Raw genomic sequence first — 15,353 nt, forward strand, 5'->3', positions numbered from 1 at the left:
CAGATAGGTAGCCTGGGTTGAGCGAAACGATACCCAGGTTCGACGGCTCACCCCGTAGCAGCAGGCACCAGCCCGAGAAACGCCTGGATCTGCGCTTTCTTGGCGATGGCGTCCTGGTAGCCCAGTTCGATCAGTTCGCTGCAGTAACCCGGCTCGAACAGCAGGTAGCTAAGCACCCCGCCGCCGCCATCGCGGGTCGCGCCGGGGCCGCGCAGGAACAGGCGCAGCGCCGCCGGCATTTCGCGGCGGTGACGCGCGGCGATCACGTCCAGCGGCTGGCTCGGCGAGATCACCAGCACTTCCACCGGGGTGAGCCCGTAGGTGCGACTGCGCTGCTCGGCGGGCACCAGGCGGCCCAGCTGGTTGAGGCGTTCGAGCAATTCGATGTCGCTTTCCACGTTATCGATGAAGGTGCTGTTGAGCATATGCCCGGCAATCTGCGCCAGGCTCGGCTGCACGCCGCCCGGTACCGGCGCCGGTGCACCGCCGGCCTGGTTGCCGACCGGGTTGCCGCTTACGCCCACCACCAGCACCTTGGTCGCGCCCAGGTGCAGAGCCGGGCTGATCGGCGCCATCTGCCGCACGGCGCCGTCGCCAAAGTATTCGCGGTTGATCTTCACCGGTTCGAAGATCAGCGGAATCGCCGTGCTGGCCAGCAGGTGCGGCAACGCCAGGCGCGTTGGCACGCCGACCCGACGATGGCGGAACCAGGGATCGATGGCTGCGCGGCCCTGATAGAAGGTCACCGCCTGGGCCGACTCGTAACCGAACGCAGTCACCGCCACGGCGCGCAACTGGCGATGGCGAACCGCAGCGGCGATGCCGGAGAAATCCAGTTCCCGTTCGAGCAGCTTGGCCAGCGGCGAGCTGTCGAGCAGCGCCACCGGCACCTGCTTGCCGAGGCCGAGCATGCTGTGGCCGATGAAGCGGCTGGCCTGACGCAGCACGCCGGGCCAGTCGCTGCGGTACACCTGATCGGTATGAAAGCTGCGCCACACGCTGCTCAGGCGCTTGACCGCCTCGCGAAAGTGCAGCGCCCCGCAGGCCAGACTGACGGCGTTGATGGCCCCCGCCGAGGTGCCGACGATGACCGGAAAGGGATTGTGCGACGACGCCTCGGGCAGTAGCTCGGCGATCGCCGACAACACACCGACCTGGTAGGCGGCCCGTGCGCCACCGCCGGAAAGGATGAGCCCGGTGGTAGCCGGGTTGCCGCTAGCGTCCTGCTTCATTGCGTCGATTCCGGTTCGGGTGGTCAGTAGAGCTTGGGCTCGCCTTCTGGACGGGTCTTGAAGCGCCGATGCGCCCACAGATACTGCTCGGGGCACGTGACGATGGCCTGTTCGACCCACTGGTTAACCCGCAGGCAATCGGCCTCTTCGTTCTCACCGGGGAAATCGGTCAGCGGCGGGTGGATGGTCAAACGATAGCCGCCGCCATCAGGCAGACGCATCTGGGTGAACGGCAACACGATGGCGCGGCCGAGGCGCGCGAACTTGGTGGTGGCCGTGACGGTCGCCGCCTGGATGCCGAATAGCGGCGCGAACAGGCTCTGCTTACGGCCATAATCCTGATCGGGTGCGTACCAGATCGCTCTGCCGGCGCGCAGTACCTTGATCATCGCCCGCACATCCTCGCGTTCGATGGCGGTGGCGTCCAGGTTATGACGTTCGCGGCCGCGGCGCTGCACGAAATCGAACACCGGGTTGCCGTGCTCACGGTACATGCCGTCGATGGTGTGCACCTGGCCGAGCAAGGCGGCGCCGATTTCCAGGGTGGTGAAGTGCACGGCCATGAGAATCACCCCCTGCCCTTGTGCCTGGGCCTGCTGCAGGTGCTCGATGCCCTCGATGTGGGCCAGGCGCGCCAGCTTGTGGCGCGGCCACCACCAGCTCATGGCCATCTCGAAGAAGGCGATGCCGGTGGAGGCGAAATTCTCTTTGAGCAGACGCTCGCGCTTGTCTGCCGGCATGTGCGGGAAGCACAGTTCCAGGTTGCGCGTGGCGATGCGCCGACGCGAGCCAGCCGTGCGATACATCAGCCAGCCCAGGCCACGGCCCAGGCGCAGCAGCGCGCCGTAGGGCAGTTGCACGGTCAGCCACAGCAGGCCGAGCCCGACCCACAGCGGCCAGAACCGCGGGTGAAGGAAGGTGCGACGAAAGACGGGACGATCCATTGACGATCCAGGATGGCGTTCAAAGCCGCCTAGTCTACCAGCACGTTCGCCGCTCTCGGGAGTGAGGCGCCAGGACGCTCAGCGCTGCCAGTCTATCTGCAGGGTTTCGTCGGCCACCATGCGCTGCATATGGTCGGCCACCACGGGCTCGAGATGATCGAGCGTGTCGGTGTCTGGCGCCTCGATGACCGCCGTCAGGCCGCCCTCGAAGCGGGTCAGGACAAGGCGCGCCGGGTCGAAGACGATCTCGCCGCGCTGCTCGTCGAGGCTCACCTGGAACTTGTGGCTCCAGTGCCGGCACAGGCGGGTCAGGCAGCGCAGCCCCTGTTCGGTGGTGACCGTTGCACGGGATTCAGCCATGAGAATGATCCTGATGGGTTGATGACGCCCGGAATCTAGCACGCCGCTTCGCTGCACAGCACGCGCCGTCACATACACCATTATCGATGCAACCAATCGGAAATCCTGGACTTGCATGGCGGCTGAGGCGGCGTCAGGATCGTACCAGCCAATAAAAACATCCGCCTATCTGGTCAGGAGAACGTCATGCAAGAAGTCGTCATCGTCGCAGCCACCCGCACCGCCATCGGCAGCTTCCAGGGAGCGCTGGCCGATGTGCCGGCCACCGATCTGGGCGCCGCGGTGATCCGCCGGCTGCTCGAGCAGACCGGTCTGGATGGCGCACAGGTCGACGAAGTGATCCTTGGCCATGTGCTGACTGCCGGCGCCGGCCAGAACACCGCGCGTCAGGCGGCCATCAAAGCTGGCCTGCCCCACGCGGTGCCTGCACTGACCCTCAACAAGGTCTGCGGCTCCGGCCTCAAGGCCCTGCATCTCGGCGCCCAGGCGATCCGCTGCGGTGATGCCGAGGTGATCATCGCCGGCGGCATGGAAAACATGAGCCTGGCGCCCTACGTGCTGCCCAAGGCCCGCACCGGGTTGCGCATGGGCCACGGGCAACTGGTCGACACGATGATCAGCGACGGCCTGTGGGATGCCTTCAACGACTACCACATGGGCATCACTGCCGAGAACCTGGTGGACAAATACGCCATCAGCCGCGAGGAGCAGGACGCCTTCGCCGCCGCTTCACAGCAGAAGGCCATCGCCGCCATCGAGGCCGGGCGCTTCGCCGACGAGATCACCCCGATCCTGATTCCCCAGCGCAAGGGCGAACCCCTGTCCTTCGCCACCGACGAACAGCCGCGCGCCGGCACCACGGCCGAAACCCTGGCCAAGCTCAAGCCCGCATTCAAGAAGGACGGCAGCGTGACCGCCGGCAACGCCTCGAGCCTCAATGACGGCGCCGCGGCGGTGCTGCTGATGAGCGCCAACAAGGCCGAGGCGCTTGGCCTGCCGGTGCTCGCGCGGATAAAGGCTTACGCCAACGCCGGCGTCGACCCGTCGATCATGGGCATCGGCCCGGTATCGGCCACCCGCCGCAGCCTGGAGAAAGCCGGCTGGACGCTGGATCAGCTGGACCTGATCGAAGCCAACGAAGCCTTCGCCGCCCAGGCCCTGTCGGTCGGCAAGGAGCTGGGCTGGGATGCCGGAAAGGTCAACGTCAACGGCGGCGCCATCGCCCTCGGCCACCCGATTGGCGCCTCCGGTTGCCGGGTGCTGGTCACCCTGCTCCACGAAATGCTCAAGCGCGATGCCAGAAGAGGCCTGGCGACCCTGTGCATCGGCGGTGGCCAGGGTGTGGCGCTGCTGCTCGAGCGCGACTGAATACCCCCGGCCCTGCATCAGGCGCGTGCGGCCCTGGCCGTTACGCGCGGCACCCGTCCCAGACCTTCATGACCTGGGTGACCGCCGCGTCCAGCGCGGCGTGCTCGACCCCATCGCGGGCCAGGGTCGAGAGCCCCAGCAGAAAACTGTCGAACACCGAGGTCAACGCCGCGACATCGGTATCGCCAGCCAGCTCACCCGCAGCGATGGCCCGTGTGATGCAGTCGCTCAGCCCTTCTCGCGTACGCTGACGGTTCTCACCCGGCAGCGTCGCCCCTTCCAGCGGCGTGCACACGCCGATCACCCCGAGCGCCACCATGCAGCCGCGTGGGTGGCCGGCCTCGCACTGCATCCTGGCCGAGCGACGTAGCGCCAGCTCGACGGCCTCGCGAGCCGGCAGCGCGCTGTCGAACAGACTTTCGGTGACCCTGCCATGGGTTTGCATGTACAGCGCCATCGCCTCTTTGTAGAGGGCCTCCTTGGAACCGAACGCGGCGTAGAAGCTGGGCGCGGAAATGCCGCCAGCGATGCCGGCCTTCAGCTGACTCAAGGAAGTGGCTTCGTAGCCGTGCTCCCAGAACAGGTGCATTGCCTGTACCAGTGCCGCCTGCCGATCGAATGTGCGTGGGCGCCCCATCTGTGCCATGTGGATCCTCCTGCCTGACGACTTAAATACTAGTCGATACAAAAGTCATTGACCACTGGGAGCCGACAAGCCTACATTTGTACCGAACGATACATAAATGAGGACTCCCCCATGACCGACTCCACGAAACCCGACGCCTTGCCCGTGTCTGCGCTACTTGCCCTGGCGATGACCGGCTTCATCTGCATCCTCACCGAAACCCTGCCGGCGGGCCTGCTGCCACAGATCAGCGCCGGCCTTGGCGTATCTCCCGCCCTGGCCGGCCAGTTGGTGACCCTCTATGCCCTGGGCTCGCTGCTGGCGGCGATTCCGCTGACCATCGCCACCCAGGGCTGGCGGCGGCGCAACGTGCTGTTGCTGGCGATCATTGGCTTTCTGCTGTTCAACTCGATCACGGCCTGGTCGTCGAACTACGTGCTGACCCTGGTCGCACGTTTCTTCGCCGGCATGGCGGCGGGCCTGGCCTGGAGCCTGATCGCCGGTTATGCCCGGCGCATGGTCGCCGCGCCTCAACAGGGGCGCGCTCTGGCGCTGGCCATGGTCGGCACGCCCATCGCGCTGTCCCTCGGCGTGCCTATCGGCACCTGGCTCGGTGGCGCGGTGGGCTGGCGCACGGCGTTCGGATTGATGTCGCTGCTGAGCATCGGGCTGATCGTCTGGGTACTGGCCAAAGTACCGGACTATCCCGGCCAGGCGCGTACCCAGCGTGTGCCCCTGCGGGCGGTATTGCTGACGCCAGGCGTGCGCCCGGTACTGGCCGTGGTGCTGACCTGGATGCTCGCCCACAACATGCTCTACACCTACATCGCGCCCTTCGTCGCCCCAGCCGGGCTGGGCAGCCAGGTCGATATCGTGCTGCTGGCATTCGGGGTCGCCGCACTGATCGGCATCTGGATCACCGGCCGCCTGGTCGACCGCCATCTGCGCCAGGCGGTGATCACCAGCCTCGCCACCTTCGCCCTGGTCGCCCTGCTGTTCGGCCTGTATGCCCAATCAGCCACCGTGCTGTATGCCGGCGTGTTCGTCTGGGGGCTGACCTTCGGCGGCGCCGCGACGCTGTTGCAGACGGCCCTGGCAGATGCCGCCGGCCCCGGCGCCGACGTGGCGATGTCGATGAACGTGGTGATCTGGAACAGCGCCATCGCCGCCGCCGGCCTCAGTGGTGGCCTGCTGCTGGGTCAGTTCGGCGTCGGCGTATTCCCCTGGACGATGCTGGCATTGCTACTGATCGCCCTTTGGATCGCCTCGGCGGCCAGCCAGCACGGTTTCCCTTCCGGCCAGCGTCGCAGCGACGTGCTCGTCGCCGGCCATTGACCTAAACCTTCTGACAGGAGCTCAGCCCATGTCCCACTCGAATCGCCAATCCGTTCTCGTCCTCGGCGGCAGCCGCGGTATCGGCGCCGCCCTGGTGCGCCGCTTCGCCCGTGATGGCGCACAGGTCACCTTCACCTACGCCAGTTCGGCGGCGCCGGCCCTGCGGCTCGCCGAGGAAACCGGCAGCACCGCCGTGCAACTCGACAGCGCCGACCGCCAGGCCCTGATCGCGGGCATCGAAAAACTGGGCGCCATCGACGTGCTGGTGGTCAACGCCGGCATCTTCGTCGCCGGCGACCCGCTGGAACTGGATGCCGACGCCATCGACCGACTCTTCGCCATCAACATTCAGGCACCGTACCACGCTGCCATCAGCGCGGCGCGGCAAATGCCGGACGGTGGGCGGATCATCTTCATCGGTTCGAACATCGCCGACCGGACACCGATGCAGGGCGTCGCCGCCTATGGCGCCAGCAAGGCGGCGCTGACCGGCATGGCCAAGGGTCTGGCTCGCGACTTCGGGCCTCGCGGCATCACCGTGAACGTGGTGCAACCGGGCCCGACCGACACCGACATGAACCCCGCCGACGGCCCGCTGAACGCATTGATGCACAGCTTCATGGCGATCAAGCGCCATGCCCGCAGCGACGAAATTGCCGGCATGGTCGCCTGGCTCGCAGGCAGCGAGGCAGGCCTGGTAACCGGCGCTGCGCTGACCCTGGACGGTGGCTTCAGCGCCTGATGCCCGCTTCGCTCACGTTACCCGCTCGGCCACCGGCAGCTTGGCGATGGCCTCGCGGGTTTCCCGGTCCTGGGCGTCGCGCCAGGTGCGGAACGCATCCAGCTCGCTGCCCCAGGTTTTCATTACCCAGGCCAGCACTGCCAGGTCGTCGATCAAGCCAAGGCCGGGAATGAAATCGGGAATGGCGTCGAGTGGCGACACGAAGTAGATCAGGCCGGCCACGATCGCCACCAGCGCCTGGGGGTTGATCGCCCGGTAGCTACCGCGCCACCAGGCCACGCACAGCTCCTGCAGCAAGCCCAGGTCGCCTTTCAGCGATGACAGGCTGCGCGCCCCGCCCCCGCTCTTGCGGGTCACGGCGAGCAGCAATGCCGGCAGACGACCCCGCTTGAGGAAGCGCTGGGCGATGGGCAGGTAACGGGCAAAATTCCACGGTGCTTTCATGACCACTCCTCGTCAGCCCGCACTGCTGCTGGGCTGTCTGTGGTTATCCACCGTAGCTGTGGATAACCTTGTGAACAGTTATGGGATTAGCTTACCAAAGCCCCCTGTCGTGCGGCCTCGCCACAGATCGGACATTTTTTATCCAGCCGATAAAACCTTGCTAAATCAATTAGTTAAAAAATCAAAAGATTTCGTTAAAAACCTGACCAACTGAATAAGAAGCTTTGTCGCAGTGTGCATAACCGCACTGTCAAGGCTTGCAATTCCTGTTTTTTGCGATTAGGAACCCGCCCAGAAACGACAACGCCCCGACAGGCGGGGCGTTGTTTCAAGCAACTGACGCTTATTGGGCCGGAGCGGCCTCAGGTGCTTGCGGAGCGGCTTGCTCCTGAGCGTTCTGGTCCTTGATGCCCAGCAGCTCGAGGTCGAACACCAGTACCGAGTTGGCGGGAATGGCCGGGCTCGGGCTCTGGGCGCCGTAGGCCAGTTCGGCCGGGATGTACAGCTTGACCTTCTCGCCGACGTGCATCAGTTGCAGACCTTCGACCCAACCCGGGATCACGCCGCCAACCGGCAGGTCGATCGGGGTACCACGCTCGATGGAGCTGTCGAACACGGTGCCGTCGGTAAGCTTGCCTTCGTAGTGAACGGTAACCACGTCATCAGCCTTGGGCTGAGCGCCATCGGCCTTCTTGACCACTTCGTACTGCAGGCCCGAAGCGGTGGTGGTGACGCCGTCACGCTTGCCGTTCTCTTCGAGGAATTTCTTGCCAGCTGCGGCAGCTTCTTCGTTCATCTTGGTCATGCGCTCTTCGGCACGCTTCTGCAGAGAGGCAAAGGCCTCGATCAGCTCTTCGTCCTTCAGGCGCTGTTCTTTCTTGCCGATGGCGTCTTCGATGCCTTGGGCGACGGCCTTCGGATCCAGGTCATCCATACCTTCCTGAGCCAGGCTCTTGCCCATGTTCAGACCGATACCGTAGGACGCCTTCTGCGCCGGAGTTTCCAGTTTTACGTCGCTGGTTTGCGAATCACAACCGGCGAGCACCAGGCCCACCAGGGCGATCGCTGCTGCCAAACGATGCTGTTTCATGCTGATTCCTTGTCCGCTGCGCCCTAGGGCTATCGAGTGAAGGCGCGAGCTTAGGGTGTGTGAGTGTGTCAACGCAAGCCGCGGCGCCTGGATTTATCCAGGCAGATCACACGCGCTCTGCGAGAAGTGGCGAACGGTGGCATCGAAGCCAACCTGATCGTTCAGCACGCCGCGCCGATCTCGCGAAACAGCGACGTAACTGACTAGCCGGTAAGAGTTTTTCTGCTCGCAGAAGTTCACTGATGGCCTGCCCGGGAACGCGCTCGGGCGACTCGCGAGGCGGACTCCCGCCCGAGCACGCGGCTGATGCGCTGCCCCGCCTCGATCAGCCGCGGCAAATCCACCCCGGTCTCGATGCCGAGCCCCTGCAGCAGATAGAGTACGTCCTCGCTGGCCACGTTGCCGGTCGCCCCCTCGGCGTAGGGGCAGCCGCCAAGCCCGGCCACCGATGCATCGAATACCGCGATGCCTTCCAGGAGGCTGGCATAGATGTTGACCAATGCCTGTCCGTAAGTGTCGTGAAAATGCCCGGCCAGGCGATCACGCGGTACTCGCCGGCCCACCACCTCGAACAACCGCCGCACACCAGCCGCGGTGCCCACGCCGACGGTGTCGCCCAGGGACACCTCGTAACAGCCCATGGCCTGCAACTCGCCCGCTACCGCCGCTACCTGTTCGGCGGCGATGGCGCCCTCGTACGGGCAACCGAGCACGCAGGACACATAGCCGCGCACCTGCACGCCATGCTGCCGAGCCGCGTCCATCAACGGTTCGAAGCGCTTCAGGCTCTCGGCGATGGAACAATTGATGTTGCGCTGCGAGAAGGCCTCCGACGCCGCGGCGAACACCGCCACCTCGCGCACGCCGGCCTGCAGCGCCGCCTGCAGGCCCTGCAGGTTGGGCGTCAGCGCCGCATAGGTGACGCCGTGGTGCTGGGCGATGCCGCCGAACACCTCGGCGCTGCCGGCCATCTGCGGTACCCATTTGGGCGACACGAAACTGCCGACTTCTATATAGCCAAGCCCGGCGGCGCTCAGGTCATCGACCAGGCGTATCTTGTCGGCCACGCTGATCGGCTGCTTCTCGTTCTGCAATCCGTCACGGGGGCCGACTTCCACCAGGCGAACACGCCGGGGCAGGCTCATGGCTGTGCCTCCAGCTCGACCAGCACCGATCCCTCGGCGATCAACTCGCCCTCGGCGCAGTAAATGGCTTTGATGGTGCCGGCCTGGGGCGCGCGGACGCTGTGCTCCATCTTCATGGCCTCCAGCACCACCAGCGCGGCGCCCGCCTCGACGGATTGGCCAGGCGCAACCAGTACGCGCACGATGCTGCCGTTCATGGGCGCGGTGAGCCCGCCCTGGTGCGCGGTGTTGGCCGCGGCGGCGGCAAGCGGATCGAAACGACCCACCGCCAGCCACTCCACGCCCCAGCGCAGGTACAACGTATCGCCTTCACGCACCGCGTTTTTCGGCGCGGCTACCGGCTCGACGTGTACGCAACGGGTGACCTCGCCACACGTCAGCGTCATCGGCGTGATAGCAGGCAAGGCGCTGCGCCAGGCATTACGTGCTGCCCAAGGCGAGAACGGATCATCGGCTCGCTGGCGGTCGGCATCGGTGGCCAGCAAGGCGGCACCCGCCTGCTGCCAGAAGGCATCCGGCAGTTCCTGCGCAGGCGGCAGCAACTGCGCCTGATGCCGTTCGATAAAGCCGGTATCCAGCTCGGCAGCGGCGAACGCCGGGTGAGCGAGGATGCGCTGCAGAAACGCCAGGTTGGTCTTGAAGCCCCCCACCAGCGTTTCGGCCAACATGGCCAGCAGCCGCTGCCGCGCTTGCTCACGGTTCTCACCCCAGGCGATAAACTTGGCCAGCATCGGGTCGTAGAACGGCGATACCTCGTCGCCCTGCGCCACACCGCTGTCGACCCGCCGCCCCGGCCCCGCCGCGGGCTCACGGTACAGGTCGAGATGCCCACTGGCCGGCAGGAAGCCACCTTCGGGATCCTCGGCGTACAGGCGCACTTCGATGGCGTGACCCAGCAGCGGCACCTGTTCCTGGCTGATCGGTAGCGGCTCGCCACGGGCCACGCGAATCTGCCAGGCGACCAGGTCGAGGCCGGTGATCGCTTCGGTCACCGGGTGCTCGACCTGCAGGCGGGTGTTCATCTCCATGAAAAAGAAGTCGCCGCGGGCATCGAGCAGGAATTCCACAGTGCCGGCGCCCACGTAGCCGATGGCCTGGGCGGCCCGTACCGCGGCCTCACCCATGGCGCGGCGCAGTTCGGGCGTAAGCCCGGGCGCTGGGGCCTCTTCGACCACCTTCTGATGGCGGCGCTGGATCGAGCAGTCGCGCTCGTTGAGGTACAGGCAGTTGCCATGCCCGTCGGCGAATACCTGGATCTCCACGTGACGCGGTTGCAGCACGTATTTCTCCACCAGCATGCGCCCATCGCCGAACGCCGACTGCGCTTCTCGCTGCGCCGAGGCCAGGGCGTCGGCCAGGTCGGCCTCGCGTTCGACGATCTTCATGCCCTTGCCGCCGCCGCCAGCCGTAGCTTTGAGCAACACCGGGTAGCCGATCTGCTCGGCAGCACGGCGGAAGGTCTCCACGTCCTGATCATCGCCGTGGTAGCCGGGCACCAGCGGCACGCCGGCGGCCTCCATCAGCGCCTTGGCCGCCGACTTGCTGCCCATGGCGTCGATGGCGCTGGCCGGTGGGCCGAGAAAGATCAGCCCGGCGGCTTCGAGCTTGCGGGCGAAGGTGGCGTTCTCGGACAGGAAGCCGTAGCCGGGATGAATGGCCTCGGCGCCACTGGCTCTTGCAGCCTCGATGACCTTGTCCATGAGCAGGTAGCTGTCGCCGGGCTTAGCGCCGCCCAGGTCGATGGCGATGTCCGCTTCGCGTACGTGGCGGGCGCTGCGGTCAATGGCGCTGTGTACCGCCACGGTAGTAAGCCCCAGCGCCTTGGCGGTGCGCATGACCCGGCAGGCGATTTCGCCACGGTTGGCGATCAGCAGTGTGGTGATGGTTTTCATGACTGAGCCTGCCAGGCGGGTGTGCGTTTCTGCAGAAAGGCGTTGAGCCCCTCCTGCCCTTCTTCGCTGATGCGGATGCCGGCGATCACGCTTTCCGTGCGCTGGCGCAGGGCGTCGCTCAGCACGCCGCTGCCGACGCCGTGCAGCAGCGCCTTGGTTTCGCGCATGGCCTGCGGGCTGTTGAGCAGCAGCGTGGCGATCCACTGCTCCAGCTCGCTCTCCAGCTCGGCCTGTGGATAGCACTCGGCGAGTAGGCCCAGCTCTCGCGCCCGCTCACCGCTGAAACGCTCGGCGCTCAGGGCATAACGGCGTGCCGCCCGCTCGCCGATGGCCTGCACAACGAAAGGGCTGATCACCGCGGGCGCCAGGCCGATGCGCACTTCGGAGAGGCTGAACAGCGCGTCACTGGCTCCGATGGCGATATCGCAACAGGCGGTCAGGCCTACCGCACCGCCGAACGCCGCACCCTGCACCACCGCGAGGGTCGGGCACGGCAGGTGATAGAGCAGGCTCATCAACTCGCCCAGCTCATGGGCGTCGTGCAGGTTGGCGGCGTAATCCAGCGTGGCCGAGGCCTGCATCCAGGCCAGATCCGCGCCAGCAGAAAAGTGCTTGCCGCGCCCGCGCAGAATCACGAAGCGCAGGCTGTCGTCGGCGGCCAGTTGGTGCAGGGCCTGGATCAGCTCCGCGATCATCTCGGCATTGAAGGCGTTGTGCTTGTCCGGGCGGTTCAGCCACAGCGTGGCGACGCCACGCGGGTCGATGTGCAGTTCGAGGGTATTGAAGTCGGTCATTGCTCGATCCTCGGCCGGGCTACATGCGGAACACGCCGAAGCGTGTCGGCTCGATGGGCGCATTGAGGCTGGCGGAAATCGCCAGGGCCAGCACATCGCGAGTTTGCGCCGGGTCGATCACGCCGTCGTCCCACAGTCGTGCGCTGGAATAGAAGGCATGGGCCTGTCGTTCGTACTGTTCGACGATGGGCTGTTTGAGGCGCTGCTCGTCTTCGGCGGAAAACACCTGGCCGGCGCGCTGCGCCTGCTCGTGCTTGACCTGCACCAGCACGCCAGCGGCCTGCTGGGCGCCCATCACGCCGATCCGCGCGTTGGGCCACATCCACAGGAAGCGTGGGTCGTAGGCGCGGCCGCACATGCCGTAGTTACCGGCACCGAAGCTGCCGCCAATGATCACCGTGAACTTCGGCACCCTGGCGCAGGCCACCGCGGTGACCAGCTTGGCGCCGTGCTTGGCGATGCCGCCCTCCTCGTATTTCCTGCCGACCATGAAGCCGGTAATGTTCTGCAGGAACAGCAACGGGATGCCTCGCTGGCAGGCCAGTTCGATGAAGTGCGCGCCCTTCTGCGCAGCCTCGGCGAACAGGATGCCATTGTTGGCCAGGATGGCGATCGGGTAGCCGTGCAGGTGCGCGAAGCCGCACACCAGAGTGGTGCCGAACAGCGCCTTGAATTCGTCGAACTGCGAGTCGTCGACGATCCGCGCGATTACCTCGCGCACGTCGAACGGCTGCTTGGCGTCGGCGGGAATCACCCCGTACAGCTCATCGGCGGCATGACGCGGCGCCAGCGGCGTTTGCACCTGCAACTGGCCGAGCTTGCGCCAGTTGAGGTTGGCTACGCAGCGCCGCGCCAGGGCCAGGGCGTGTTCGTCGTTCTCGGCGTAATGGTCGGCCACACCGCTGGTTTTGCAATGCACGTCGGCGCCGCCCAGTTCCTCGGCGCTGACCACCTCACCCGTGGCGGCCTTCACCAGCGGCGGGCCAGCGAGAAAGATGGTCGCCTGCTCGCGCACCATGATGGTCTCGTCGCTCATCGCCGGCACGTAAGCACCGCCGGCGGTGCACGAGCCCATCACAACGGCGAGTTGCGCAATGCCCTGGGCGCTCATGTTGGCCTGGTTGAAGAAAATCCGTCCGAAGTGCTCGCGATCGGGAAATACCTCGTCCTGGCGCGGCAGGTTGGCGCCACCGGAATCCACCAGATAAATGCACGGCAGGCGGTTTTCCAGGGCGATGGCCTGGGCGCGCAGGTGCTTCTTGACGGTCAACGGGTAGTAGCTGCCGCCCTTCACCGTGGCGTCGTTGGCGATGACCATGCACTCGACGCCCTCGACCCGGCCGATGCCGGCAATCACCCCGGCGGCGGCGACCTCTTCGTCATACACCTGATAAGCGGCCAGCGCGCCGATTTCCAGAAACGGCGAACCGGGATCGAGCAGCCGGTCGATGCGCTCGCGCGGCAGCAGCTTGCCCTTCGCGGTGTGCCGCTCCTGGGACTTGGCACCGCCGCCCTCGCGGGTGTGGGCCAACAAGGTGCGTAGCTCATCGACCTGAGCGAGCATCGCCTCGCGGTTGGCGGCGTACTCGCTGGAACGCGTGTTGAGTTGCGTGTGCAGGGTTGCCATGGTGCGGCTCCGACTGACGGACACCGTTAAAAACGCACTGAGCGTTAACGGTGTCCTGAAACAGAAAAACGAGGTGCTCCGATCAAGCCGTTTCGTTGAACAGCTCGCGGCCGATCAGCATGCGGCGGATCTCGCTGGTGCCGGCGCCGATCTCGTAAAGCTTGGCGTCGCGCCACAGGCGGCCGACCGAAAACTCGTTGATATAGCCGTTGCCACCGAGGATCTGGATCGCTTCGCCGGCCAGCCAGGTGGCCTTCTCGGCGGCGTAGAGAATCACCCCGGCGCAGTCCTTGCGCACCTGGCGCACGTGCTCACGGCCCAGCGCATCGAGCTGCTTGCCGACGGCGTACAGGTATGCTCGGCAAGCCTGCTGAGTGGTGTACATGTCGGCGAGCTTGCCCTGGATGAGCTGGAACTCGCCGATGCTCTGGCCGAACTGCTTGCGGTCGTGAACGTAGGGCACCACCACATCCATGGCGGCCTGCATCAACCCCAGCGGCCCACCGGACAGCACGGCGCGTTCGTAATCGAGGCCACTCATCAGCACCCGCGCGCCCTCGCCGACGCCGCCCAGCACGTTCTCGGCCGGCACCTCGACGTCCTGGAACACCAGCTCGCCGGTGTGCGAGCCGCGCATGCCGAGCTTGTCGAGTTTCTGAGCTACCGAGAAACCCTGGCTGCCCTTCTCGACAATGAACGCGGTCATGCCTTTGGCGCCAGCGGCCGGATCGGTCTTGGCGTAGACCACCAGCACGTCGCAGTCCGGGCCGTTGGTGATCCACATTTTGCTGCCGTTGAGTACGTAACGATCGCCCTTGCGGTCAGCGCGCAGCTTCATCGACACAACGTCGGAGCCGGCGTTGGGCTCGCTCATGGCCAGTGCGCCGATATGGTCGCCGCTGATCAGCTTGGGCAGGAAGCGGCACTTCTGTTCGTCGCTGCCATTGCGGTTGATCTGGTTGACGCAAAGATTGGAATGGGCCCCGTAGGACAGGCCGATGCCACCGGCAGCGCGGGAGATTTCCTCCATGGCGACCATATGTGCCAGGTAGCCCATGCCGGCGCCGCCGTATTCCTCGCTGACGGTCAGGCCGAGCAGGCCCATGTCGCCGAACTTGCGCCATAGGTCCATGGGAAACTGATCGTTGCGGTCGGCTTCGGCAGCGCGCGGGGCGATTTCCTTGGCGGCGAAACCGGCGACCGCATCGCGCAGCATGTCGATTTCCTCACCGAGGAAGAAATTCAGTCCTGGCAGGGTGTTCATCTCACGACGCTCCATTGTTGTAGTTGTTGGATGGGTCAAAGGGTGGCGATCAGGCGGTGACGGGAATCTCCTTCAAAGCCGTCAGGCAGCGCTGCTCGGCGGTATCGAGCTCGCGCTGCATCTGTTGGATATCCAGCAGTTGGCGGGCCAGGTGCTCGCGCCGCTCGGCGATCTTTTCCAGAAAGTGGTCGAGCTGCTTGCGGTTGCCGCCCGCCGGATCGTAGAGGTCGATCAATTCCTTGCACTCGGCCAGGGAGAAACCGATGCGCTTGCCACGCAGAATCAGCATCAGCGTCACCCGGTCCCGGGCGCTGTAGATGCGCTCCTGGCCACGCCGCTCGGGCGCGAGCATGCCCTGCTCCTCGTAGAAACGAATGGTGCGGGTGGTGACGCCCAGCTCCTGGGCAAGATCGGAAATGCTGTGGGAAACGCTCATGGTGGGAGGCCAACCAATAATTACCTTTACGTAAACGTAAGCCTGCAAATGCAAG

The 15,353-nt window shown here is 65.6% G+C and carries 16 protein-coding genes; 4 read left to right on the top strand and 12 right to left on the bottom strand.

Annotated features, from left to right (window positions below; genetic code table 11):
* Window positions 1-47: 47 nt before the first annotated feature.
* The 3 genes from BVH01_RS19655 to BVH01_RS19665 all read right to left on the bottom strand — a co-directional run bounded on the left by BVH01_RS19655 (window position 48) and on the right by BVH01_RS19665 (window position 2,536).
* Window positions 48-1,232: a patatin-like phospholipase family protein gene (locus BVH01_RS19655; protein WP_075931922.1), complete on the bottom strand. Its 1,185-nt coding sequence runs from the start codon at window positions 1,230-1,232 to the stop codon at window positions 48-50.
* A gap of 23 nt (window positions 1,233-1,255) precedes the next feature.
* A complete protein-coding gene (locus BVH01_RS19660) occupies window positions 1,256-2,176 on the bottom strand; it encodes a lipid A biosynthesis lauroyl acyltransferase (protein WP_075931923.1) in 921 nt (306 codons plus the stop codon).
* 78 nt (window positions 2,177-2,254) lie between these two features.
* The gene (locus BVH01_RS19665) at window positions 2,255-2,536 is read right to left on the bottom strand and encodes a DUF2218 domain-containing protein (protein ID WP_075931924.1); all 282 of its coding nucleotides are present in this window, start codon (window positions 2,534-2,536) and stop codon (window positions 2,255-2,257) included.
* A 186-nt stretch (window positions 2,537-2,722) separates the two neighbouring features.
* Between BVH01_RS19665 and BVH01_RS19670 the strand changes: the two genes are divergently transcribed.
* Window positions 2,723-3,904 (top strand): acetyl-CoA C-acetyltransferase, encoded by a 1,182-nt coding sequence (locus tag BVH01_RS19670; protein WP_075931925.1) that lies wholly within the window; start codon window positions 2,723-2,725, stop codon window positions 3,902-3,904.
* Between the two features lie 40 nt (window positions 3,905-3,944).
* On the opposite strand, the gene BVH01_RS19675 is transcribed toward BVH01_RS19670, so the two are convergent.
* On the bottom strand, window positions 3,945-4,550 hold the full coding sequence (locus BVH01_RS19675; RefSeq protein WP_075931926.1) for a TetR/AcrR family transcriptional regulator: 606 nt from the start codon (window positions 4,548-4,550) through the stop codon (window positions 3,945-3,947).
* Window positions 4,551-4,661: 111 nt separating this feature from the next.
* Between BVH01_RS19675 and BVH01_RS19680 the strand changes: the two genes are divergently transcribed.
* On the top strand, window positions 4,662-5,864 hold the full coding sequence (locus tag BVH01_RS19680) for an MFS transporter (protein WP_075931927.1): 1,203 nt from the start codon (window positions 4,662-4,664) through the stop codon (window positions 5,862-5,864).
* 28 nt (window positions 5,865-5,892) lie between these two features.
* Window positions 5,893-6,606 (top strand): SDR family oxidoreductase, encoded by a 714-nt coding sequence (gene bdcA, locus BVH01_RS19685; RefSeq protein ID WP_075931928.1) that lies wholly within the window; start codon window positions 5,893-5,895, stop codon window positions 6,604-6,606.
* Between the two features lie 12 nt (window positions 6,607-6,618).
* Here bdcA and BVH01_RS19690 read toward each other — a convergent pair whose 3' ends face one another.
* Complete coding sequence (locus tag BVH01_RS19690; protein ID WP_075931929.1) at window positions 6,619-7,050, bottom strand: YkvA family protein; 432 nt, start codon at window positions 7,048-7,050, stop codon at window positions 6,619-6,621.
* Here BVH01_RS19690 and BVH01_RS24545 point away from each other — a divergent pair.
* Window positions 7,049-7,264, top strand: a complete 216-nt coding sequence (locus BVH01_RS24545; RefSeq protein WP_139317881.1) for a hypothetical protein — start codon at window positions 7,049-7,051, stop codon at window positions 7,262-7,264. The two genes, BVH01_RS19690 and BVH01_RS24545, sit on opposite strands and share 2 nt — an antisense overlap.
* Before the next feature lie 129 nt (window positions 7,265-7,393).
* On the opposite strand, the gene BVH01_RS19695 is transcribed toward BVH01_RS24545, so the two are convergent.
* The 7 genes from BVH01_RS19695 to BVH01_RS19725 form a co-directional block, all read right to left on the bottom strand.
* On the bottom strand, window positions 7,394-8,140 hold the full coding sequence (locus BVH01_RS19695; protein ID WP_075931930.1) for an FKBP-type peptidyl-prolyl cis-trans isomerase: 747 nt from the start codon (window positions 8,138-8,140) through the stop codon (window positions 7,394-7,396).
* Window positions 8,141-8,376: 236 nt separating this feature from the next.
* Window positions 8,377-9,285: a hydroxymethylglutaryl-CoA lyase gene (locus BVH01_RS19700; RefSeq protein ID WP_075931931.1), complete on the bottom strand. Its 909-nt coding sequence runs from the start codon at window positions 9,283-9,285 to the stop codon at window positions 8,377-8,379.
* Window positions 9,282-11,177 (bottom strand): acetyl/propionyl/methylcrotonyl-CoA carboxylase subunit alpha, encoded by a 1,896-nt coding sequence (locus BVH01_RS19705; RefSeq protein WP_075931932.1) that lies wholly within the window; start codon window positions 11,175-11,177, stop codon window positions 9,282-9,284. The genes BVH01_RS19700 and BVH01_RS19705 overlap by 4 nt, the downstream gene beginning before the upstream one ends.
* Window positions 11,174-11,971 carry a gamma-carboxygeranoyl-CoA hydratase gene (locus BVH01_RS19710; protein ID WP_075931933.1) on the bottom strand — a complete coding sequence of 266 codons (798 nt, stop codon included), beginning with the start codon at window positions 11,969-11,971 and terminating at the stop codon, window positions 11,174-11,176. Before BVH01_RS19710 ends, BVH01_RS19705 begins: the two co-directional genes overlap by 4 nt.
* A gap of 19 nt (window positions 11,972-11,990) precedes the next feature.
* Window positions 11,991-13,598, bottom strand: coding sequence for a carboxyl transferase domain-containing protein (locus tag BVH01_RS19715; RefSeq protein ID WP_075931934.1), 1,608 nt, complete (start codon window positions 13,596-13,598; stop codon window positions 11,991-11,993).
* 82 nt (window positions 13,599-13,680) lie between these two features.
* Window positions 13,681-14,862, bottom strand: coding sequence for an isovaleryl-CoA dehydrogenase (locus BVH01_RS19720; protein WP_075931935.1), 1,182 nt, complete (start codon window positions 14,860-14,862; stop codon window positions 13,681-13,683).
* A 49-nt stretch (window positions 14,863-14,911) separates the two neighbouring features.
* Window positions 14,912-15,298 carry a MerR family DNA-binding transcriptional regulator gene (locus BVH01_RS19725; RefSeq protein WP_075931936.1) on the bottom strand — a complete coding sequence of 129 codons (387 nt, stop codon included), beginning with the start codon at window positions 15,296-15,298 and terminating at the stop codon, window positions 14,912-14,914.
* Window positions 15,299-15,353 lie beyond the last annotated feature (55 nt).

Origin of the sequence: Pseudomonas sp. PA1(2017) (assembly GCF_001945375.1) — a bacterium.
In the GTDB taxonomy this organism is placed as follows: Bacteria; Pseudomonadota; Gammaproteobacteria; order Pseudomonadales; family Pseudomonadaceae; genus Aquipseudomonas.